General features: G+C 26.5%; 6 protein-coding genes, 1 tRNA gene and 2 pseudogenes. 5 read left to right on the top strand and 4 right to left on the bottom strand.

The window, feature by feature from the left end; translation table 11 throughout:
* The coding region (locus tag KQ44_RS08835) for a HAMP domain-containing sensor histidine kinase (RefSeq protein ID WP_096737092.1) at positions 1-1,340 on the top strand (1,340 nt) is incomplete at its 5' end.
* 3 nt (positions 1,341-1,343) lie between these two features.
* On the opposite strand, the gene KQ44_RS08830 is transcribed toward KQ44_RS08835, so the two are convergent.
* Positions 1,344-1,700, bottom strand: a complete 357-nt coding sequence (locus KQ44_RS08830) for a response regulator (RefSeq protein WP_096737091.1) — start codon at positions 1,698-1,700, stop codon at positions 1,344-1,346.
* Between the two features lie 26 nt (positions 1,701-1,726).
* Positions 1,727-1,810 (bottom strand) — tRNA-Leu (locus tag KQ44_RS08825).
* Positions 1,811-1,965: 155 nt separating this feature from the next.
* Here KQ44_RS08825 and KQ44_RS08820 point away from each other — a divergent pair.
* Positions 1,966-2,963, top strand: a pseudogene (locus KQ44_RS08820) (hypothetical protein).
* Positions 2,964-3,363: 400 nt separating this feature from the next.
* Complete coding sequence (locus KQ44_RS08815) at positions 3,364-4,503, top strand: HD domain-containing phosphohydrolase (RefSeq protein WP_096737090.1); 1,140 nt, start codon at positions 3,364-3,366, stop codon at positions 4,501-4,503.
* 9 nt (positions 4,504-4,512) lie between these two features.
* Here the strand turns inward: KQ44_RS08815 and KQ44_RS08810 are convergent, their stop codons facing one another.
* Together KQ44_RS08810 and KQ44_RS08805 are read right to left on the bottom strand one after the other, a co-directional pair.
* The gene (locus KQ44_RS08810; RefSeq protein ID WP_096737089.1) at positions 4,513-4,845 is read right to left on the bottom strand and encodes a hypothetical protein; all 333 of its coding nucleotides are present in this window, start codon (positions 4,843-4,845) and stop codon (positions 4,513-4,515) included.
* Between the two features lie 5 nt (positions 4,846-4,850).
* Positions 4,851-5,324 (bottom strand): chemotaxis protein CheX, encoded by a 474-nt coding sequence (locus KQ44_RS08805; RefSeq protein WP_013114385.1) that lies wholly within the window; start codon positions 5,322-5,324, stop codon positions 4,851-4,853.
* A 208-nt stretch (positions 5,325-5,532) separates the two neighbouring features.
* Here KQ44_RS08805 and KQ44_RS08800 point away from each other — a divergent pair, with 208 nt between their 5' ends.
* Positions 5,533-5,850, top strand: a complete 318-nt coding sequence (locus tag KQ44_RS08800; protein ID WP_096737088.1) for an SLBB domain-containing protein — start codon at positions 5,533-5,535, stop codon at positions 5,848-5,850.
* Positions 5,851-5,853: 3 nt separating this feature from the next.
* Positions 5,854-6,639 (top strand): annotated as a pseudogene (locus KQ44_RS14430) (hypothetical protein); the annotation flags it as partial.

Here is a 6,639-nt window from a genome sequence, read left to right as displayed (position 1 = left end):
TAGACAGTGTTGGTATTAATTATTTCAATAATCTATATAAAAATATTAAATCTGGAAATTTTGATTATAATGGCATATATAAAATGGTTAAAGAATCAGAATATTTTAATAATATAGTTTTTTTATCAAATTCTTATAATGGAAATAACATAATATTTTTTAATTCTGGAAATTACATACCTTTAGATATTAATTATAAACTTGATAATGAAAACACTATATTTGTGAACAGTGAATATAACGGACTTTTTTATGTAAATGCTATAATTCCTTTATCTTATACTAATAATTATGTGATATGGTCTGAAGTTATGCCTAAAAACTATATAGAAATTAGAAATAGTGCTTTGGAGGCCTTTAGGATATATAATTCTGTCAATATGTTTGCAAATGAGTTTTCTGTAATACTTAATCTTTTATATTTATTTATATTGGGTATATCAACTTTTTTTTCTATAATTCTTGGTATTGCTCTTTCAAGGCTCATAACAAGACCTATAAGTTTGATACTTAATGCCACAAATTCAATAACCAATGCAGATTTTAATATAGATATGAAGCTTGGCGGTGTACATGATATGAGGAATTTGATTCACAGGTTTAATGTAATGGCTAGGGCTTTAAAATACCATAGAGATAGAGAAAATACAAGAGCTAGGCTTGAAACTTGGAGAGAGGCTGCTATAAAAGTAGCACATGAGATAAAAAATCCGCTTATGCCTATAATAATGAATGCTGAGCTTATTGAAAGAAAATTATCTATAAATATGACAGAAAAAGATGTTGAAAAATCAAAAAAATCTACAGCTATTATAGTAAAAAATGCTAATATAATATCTAGCCTTATAAAATCTTTTTCAGAGTTTTCTTTTGCTATTAAACTTTCTGATGAGAAGCAGTCAATTAATAGTGTTATTATTGAGGTAGTAGAATCTTTCAAAAATATTAATAATATACAATTTAATATTGTTTTGAGCAAACACGATCATTTTATCAATATGGATAGAGAAAAATTTATAATGGCATTTAGAAATCTAATAAAAAATGCTGTAGAGGCTATGGAAAATTCTAAAAGTTTTATAATATATATTTCTTCATATCATGAGATAATAGATTTAAATGAATTTTTTATAGTAAGTATAACAGATACTGGCATAGGAATAGAAAGCAGCAATTTGCATAAAATCTTTGAACCTTATTTTACTTCCAAAGATAGAGGTACTGGAATAGGGCTTGCCACAGTTGAAAAAATCATATCTGAGCATAAAGGCACTATAGAGGTAGAATCAATAGTTGGTGAGGGTACAACATTTTTTATAAAGTTTATGACAGAATCATAAAAATTATAAAGATTCTATTTTACTGACTAATTTAGTTATATGTGAAGGATATTTCATACAAGTGATATTTAGTCTTTGAGCTTCTTTTTCCATATCCAAATCCATATTTTCATAGAGGAAAAATATAGAGAACTCATTAAATTCAGGCATTTTTTGTAATTCACTTATAAACTCTATAACATTAATCCACACAAGATTAGGATTGAATACCAATATCTTTATACTGTATTTATATATTTTACTTATAAGTTCATAAAGATTTTCAGCTATGAAGACTTGTATAGATGAGCTTTCAAGAGCCGCTTTTACTTTGTTAGAGCGGTTATTATCATCATCTATTATTATAGCTGAGTAATTCATAGGCAAACTCATTTAAGATATTGATGTGCCGAGAGAGGGACTCGAACCCTCACTGAGTTGCCTCAGGCAGATTTTGAGTCTGCTGCGTCTACCAATTTCGCCATCTCGGCAATATTATGATATAGTATCATTTTTTATTGCTTAGATTATAAATGATACTTCATAAAAATCAAGTATTATGTCATATATTTTTTCTTTTTTTGTCTATATATGTTTTATTTATTGTAAAATATGATAAAATGATCATATATAACGAGGGTTTGTTATGAAGATTACATTAGACATGTCTATATCAAAACTTCTTGATGCTTTTGATAGGGAGTTTGGCGTATCGCTTGGAATATATAAAGGGGCACATAAATCAGATAATATAAAATTATTTGAGATATCAGACCCCAGAAAGAGTCAAAAGGCTTTTATAGTTATCAATAAAGATACAAGTGTAGAAAGTGCCGAGGCTATGTTTAGAAATACATTTGGTATAAGAGTGCAGATTAAAGATAGGAATGGAAATACTGTAAGCCAAGAAAGTACATTGGGAGGCATTAGAAAACTTGATAAAGGCTATGTTGATAATGAAAATAATTTATTAGAAGATGATAATTCCTCTAATGATGAAAGCCAAGAAGAAGAGAGTAAGAAGAAAAAAAGAAAAAAGCATATTTTCTAAAGCCTAAAACAGTAAAACATACAGTAGAAGATAAAATAAAAGAAATAGACAAATACTATCTGAACTTTCAAAGGTCTGAAAGATATAAATATATGCTTAATCTATTATCTTGTATAGAAGAGGCTAAACTTGCATACCCTGATTCTAAAGAATTAACAGATCATATAGAGGATATAAAGTCAAAGTCATTGAATATATCAAATTTGAGTATAAAGAAAAGAAGATTTGCTATATTGGTATTAATTATAGTAACAGGAGTATTATCAGTAGTAGGTGTTGGAATATGGGGTTATAATCTTTATCAAAAAATAAAAAAAGACAGAGAAGCAGATAGTATAATCAAAGAAATAGATAATTTAAGAATGAGAAAAGGCTCTCTTATGGAAAGTGGTAATATATCCGAAGCTAATGCTATAGATGAAAGTATAAACTCGAAATCAGAGCGTCTTAATAGTATTAAAAATGCAAGCAGTGTATCAATAGCCAATTATTTTTTAATAATAGCATTCTTTATGGCGGTAATAGTGGCTATGTTTATACTAAGGCTCAATAAATATAATGTAACATCTATACGTTTTGGGAAGAATACATAGTAGACTTGTTTCAAAAATACTTGACAAGATTATATATATTTTTAGTATATACCTAAACAAATACAGTTTGTCAACAAATTAGTTTTTTAAATTTGAATATTTGAGTAGCAAAGCCTGCAGTTACGGAGAATTACATTTTTGATTAAAATACAGGTATTATCATACATTTAAAACTTGTTTTATCAATAATTAATAATACTTTATGTTATTTATAACTTATCATTATGTTTATAAATGGTTCAAAATTTATAAATTATATTTGTTTAGGTATATACAAGTATAAAATTAAATAGCGTAATAATTTTATTATCATAAATTATACTTGATAATATATCACTATATGATATTATATAGTGATATTATGATAATTTTTATATATTATATATAGAGAGGGTTTTAAATGGCAAAAATTATTATACCGTTAAATGAAGTAAAAGAGGGAATGAAAGTAGCCAGTAATATATATAATAGTGACGATAAAAGAATAGTGGATATTGGTACTGTAATTACAAAAGATATTATAGAAACTTTAAAAAGAAACTCTATTACAACAGTTAGTGTAATGGAACTTTTAGACCTCAAAAAAGAGAATACGGTTAATACTGCAGGAGATGGTAAAAAAGCTGTTGTAAGAGGTTTAATTGAAGAAAACGGTAAAAAAATATTAAAAATAGATAGTGAAGAAGTTGCCAAAAAAAAGGAAATGACCATAGAAAAAACTAAATCATTATATGAAACTGCCAAACAAGGCGGCGGTATAGATTTTGATTCCATGAAAAAAGAAGTTAATAATATGCTTTCTTCTATAGTAGAAAATAAAGAAGCACATTCTTATCTCTCTATGCTAAAAAGAAAAGATGAAACAATGTATAAACATGCAGTTGATGTTGCTACTTTAGCTGCTATTACAGCAGGCGAATTAAATTTAACTAAAGTAGATATGTCCAACATTATGCTTGGTGCTTTGGTTCATGATATAGGTAAGGTTCTTATTCAGGAGAGTTTGCTTACAAAGGTAAATCTCACTAAAGATGAAGAAGCTATATTAAAAAAACACCCCACACAAGGTTATAAACTTGTAAAAAGAGATAATTTGGACGATAATATAGCAGATATTGTACTCGAACATCATGAAAAGTATGATGGAAGCGGGTATCCTTTTCAAAAAGATAATAAGGATATAAGCCTTTACAGTAAAATAGTAGCTGTATGTAATACTTTTAATAATCTTATAACTAAAGGAGAACATGGAGTACCTTATACTCCTGATAAAGCTGTGAAGATTATAATATCGCTTGCTAAAAAAGATTTTGACAGTGATGTTGTGAAGGCATTTCAAAAGGCTATAGGATTTTATCCTAATAATACAAGAGTTAAACTATCAAATGGTTCTATAGCTAGAGTAATAGAGCAAAATCCTAATCTTCCTTTAAGACCTGTGCTTTCTATAGTAAAACACCTTGATGGTACAGTTAGCGATGGGATGGAAATTGTTGATTTATCTTCTTCCAGTGATTTATTTATTAAAGAGATTATGTAAAATATTTATTTAATATTTTAATTTTTGTTTTTTACTTAATAGCCTTACCAAATATTTTAATTCATATTTTGAGTAGAAATCTTTAACCATAGTAATTCCTTTCTTATTAAAGAAAGAGAAATAATGATATTTTTCTAAAGTTTCTAAAAGTCTAGTAAAATGATCTTTTTCTAGTTTGAAAGCCTTTGAAACTTCTTCCAAAGAGTATAATTTATCATCATCTTTGAAGTATTTATTTAGAAAATTGTTCGATTTTATCGTTACAGCAATATTATTAATAATGATTTTTATTATAAAAGTTATAATAAACAATATTAATAAATATTGTACTATTTTAGGCATTATTATTAATTAGCTTGATTAAACAAAATTAAGTTCATAAATATTTCGCCTAGTTCAGTTTTATAGTTTATGGATAATATTTTATCATTTTCTTTTTCAAGCATAGACATTTGCTCGCTCATAAGTATAGCAGGCGGGGTCATATCCAAATCTATATGTTTTGTAGACAGATCATTAATAGCACTTCCAGCAACCATATTAACAAATTCTTTAATTGTTGCGATGAATATATCATCTATTGAAGTTATAGCTTCCATATTAAGAGCAGAAGCCAATTTAAAAGCAGTAGCTTTGCTCATATTAAACATAAGTCTTCCGCTTAAATCTCCAGTAATTCCTACAAAAACTATAACGCCTCCAACATGATTGGCATTTCTGTATATTCTAACATCGCCTTTTCCAACTTTAGAATTAAAATAGCTTTTTAATATAATTACTGTACCTTTACTGAAGGCATTTACTACATCTAAGTCAAACATATTTATAACACCATATAATTTTATTTTTATTTATTATCGGAAATGAGTATTATATTTTTAACAGTATACATCTGCTGTGTAAATTATCAAGATAAAATATCATTATTTTACTATAAATAATATATTATATAAATCTTGACTACAAATAAAAAGAATGATATCATTAAATAAAATTATATAGTTATATAAATAATTAACCGATAATATCATGAGAGATAGAATACTTTGTTTATCTTTTGTATTATTAGTATTTTTATTTGGTATTTGTATAGATATTTTTCATAAAAATAAAAATATTGATAATAAATTAATAAGCATTACAGTAAAAGGAGCTGTTGTTAATCAAGGGGTATATTTTTGCAGATATGGTGTTTCATTAGCTGAGGTTTTAGAACTCTGCGGCGGTATGACAGAACTAGGTTATTTTCCTTATAGTTTTGATTATAATACGCCTATTACAAATGACACTGTAATCAATATACAAAAAAGGTATTCAACTATAAGAAAAAATTATGAAGAGAATTGAATAGTGGAAAAAGAGTTCGCTAGTATTTTTGAGGATAATAGAGACATCTCGCTCAATGAGTATGATATTAATAAACTTATAGAAAGAACTATAAAAATTAAAGAGAATGAATTTCCTATAATATCTATAGGAAATACTGATAAAGACAGCCCAAAAATACAAGGTATAGTAACTTCTAAAGAATATAATAAAGATATACAAGAATTTAACAACGCTCAGGCAAAAGCAAGCAACGATAAATCAGGTTCTTCAGGTAATGCATACACAGATGAAGAAAATAAACAATATAAAAATTTAGAAGAAAGTTTAAGTTTGTCTGAAAATGATTTAGAGGCTGCAGATCATATTACAGATTCTGAATTAGACATGTCTTCTCTTTTTCAAAATGTATCAAGTAATACTGAAGCAAATGATGATAAAAAAGATAATGACAATAAAAAAGAAGAAAATTTATTAAATGACCAAAATTATATAGTTGATAATATATACTCTAAAGAAGAAAATGATATACATAAAATTGCTGAAAAAGAATCATTATCAGAAGATGAATTGAATACTATTGAAACTGTTGAAGATTTTAATTTAGAGGATTCTTTTATAAAAAATGAAAATCCTTTAGATGATGATGAAGAATCAGAAGGTACATCAGATATTTCAGATATAGAGATGAAAGAGTATAGTGATGAAGAACTTCTTGATATAAATAATATATTAGAAGATGATGAGATTTCTGACATACAAGAAGAAGCCTCTGAAAATCCTTTAGATGATGATGAAGCATCAAATATT

This window comes from Brachyspira sp. G79 (assembly GCF_002379365.1).
Taxonomy (GTDB): Bacteria; Spirochaetota; Brachyspiria; order Brachyspirales; family Brachyspiraceae; genus Brachyspira.
The sequence above is the reverse complement of the archived record's forward strand: the minus strand, read 5'-3'. Positions and strand labels throughout refer to the sequence as shown.

Excerpts from the sequence above, each read along its gene's own strand:
- KQ44_RS08815 (WP_096737090.1), top strand. The coding sequence starts at position 3,364 with ATGGCAAAAATTATTATACCGTTAAATGAAGTAAAAGAGGGAATGAAA.
- KQ44_RS08800 (WP_096737088.1), top strand. The coding sequence starts at position 5,533 with ATGAGAGATAGAATACTTTGTTTATCTTTTGTATTATTAGTATTTTTA.
- KQ44_RS08830 (WP_096737091.1), bottom strand. The coding sequence starts at position 1,700 with ATGAATTACTCAGCTATAATAATAGATGATGATAATAACCGCTCTAAC.
- KQ44_RS08805 (WP_013114385.1), bottom strand. The coding sequence starts at position 5,324 with ATGTTTGACTTAGATGTAGTAAATGCCTTCAGTAAAGGTACAGTAATT.
- KQ44_RS08810 (WP_096737089.1), bottom strand. The coding sequence starts at position 4,845 with ATGCCTAAAATAGTACAATATTTATTAATATTGTTTATTATAACTTTT.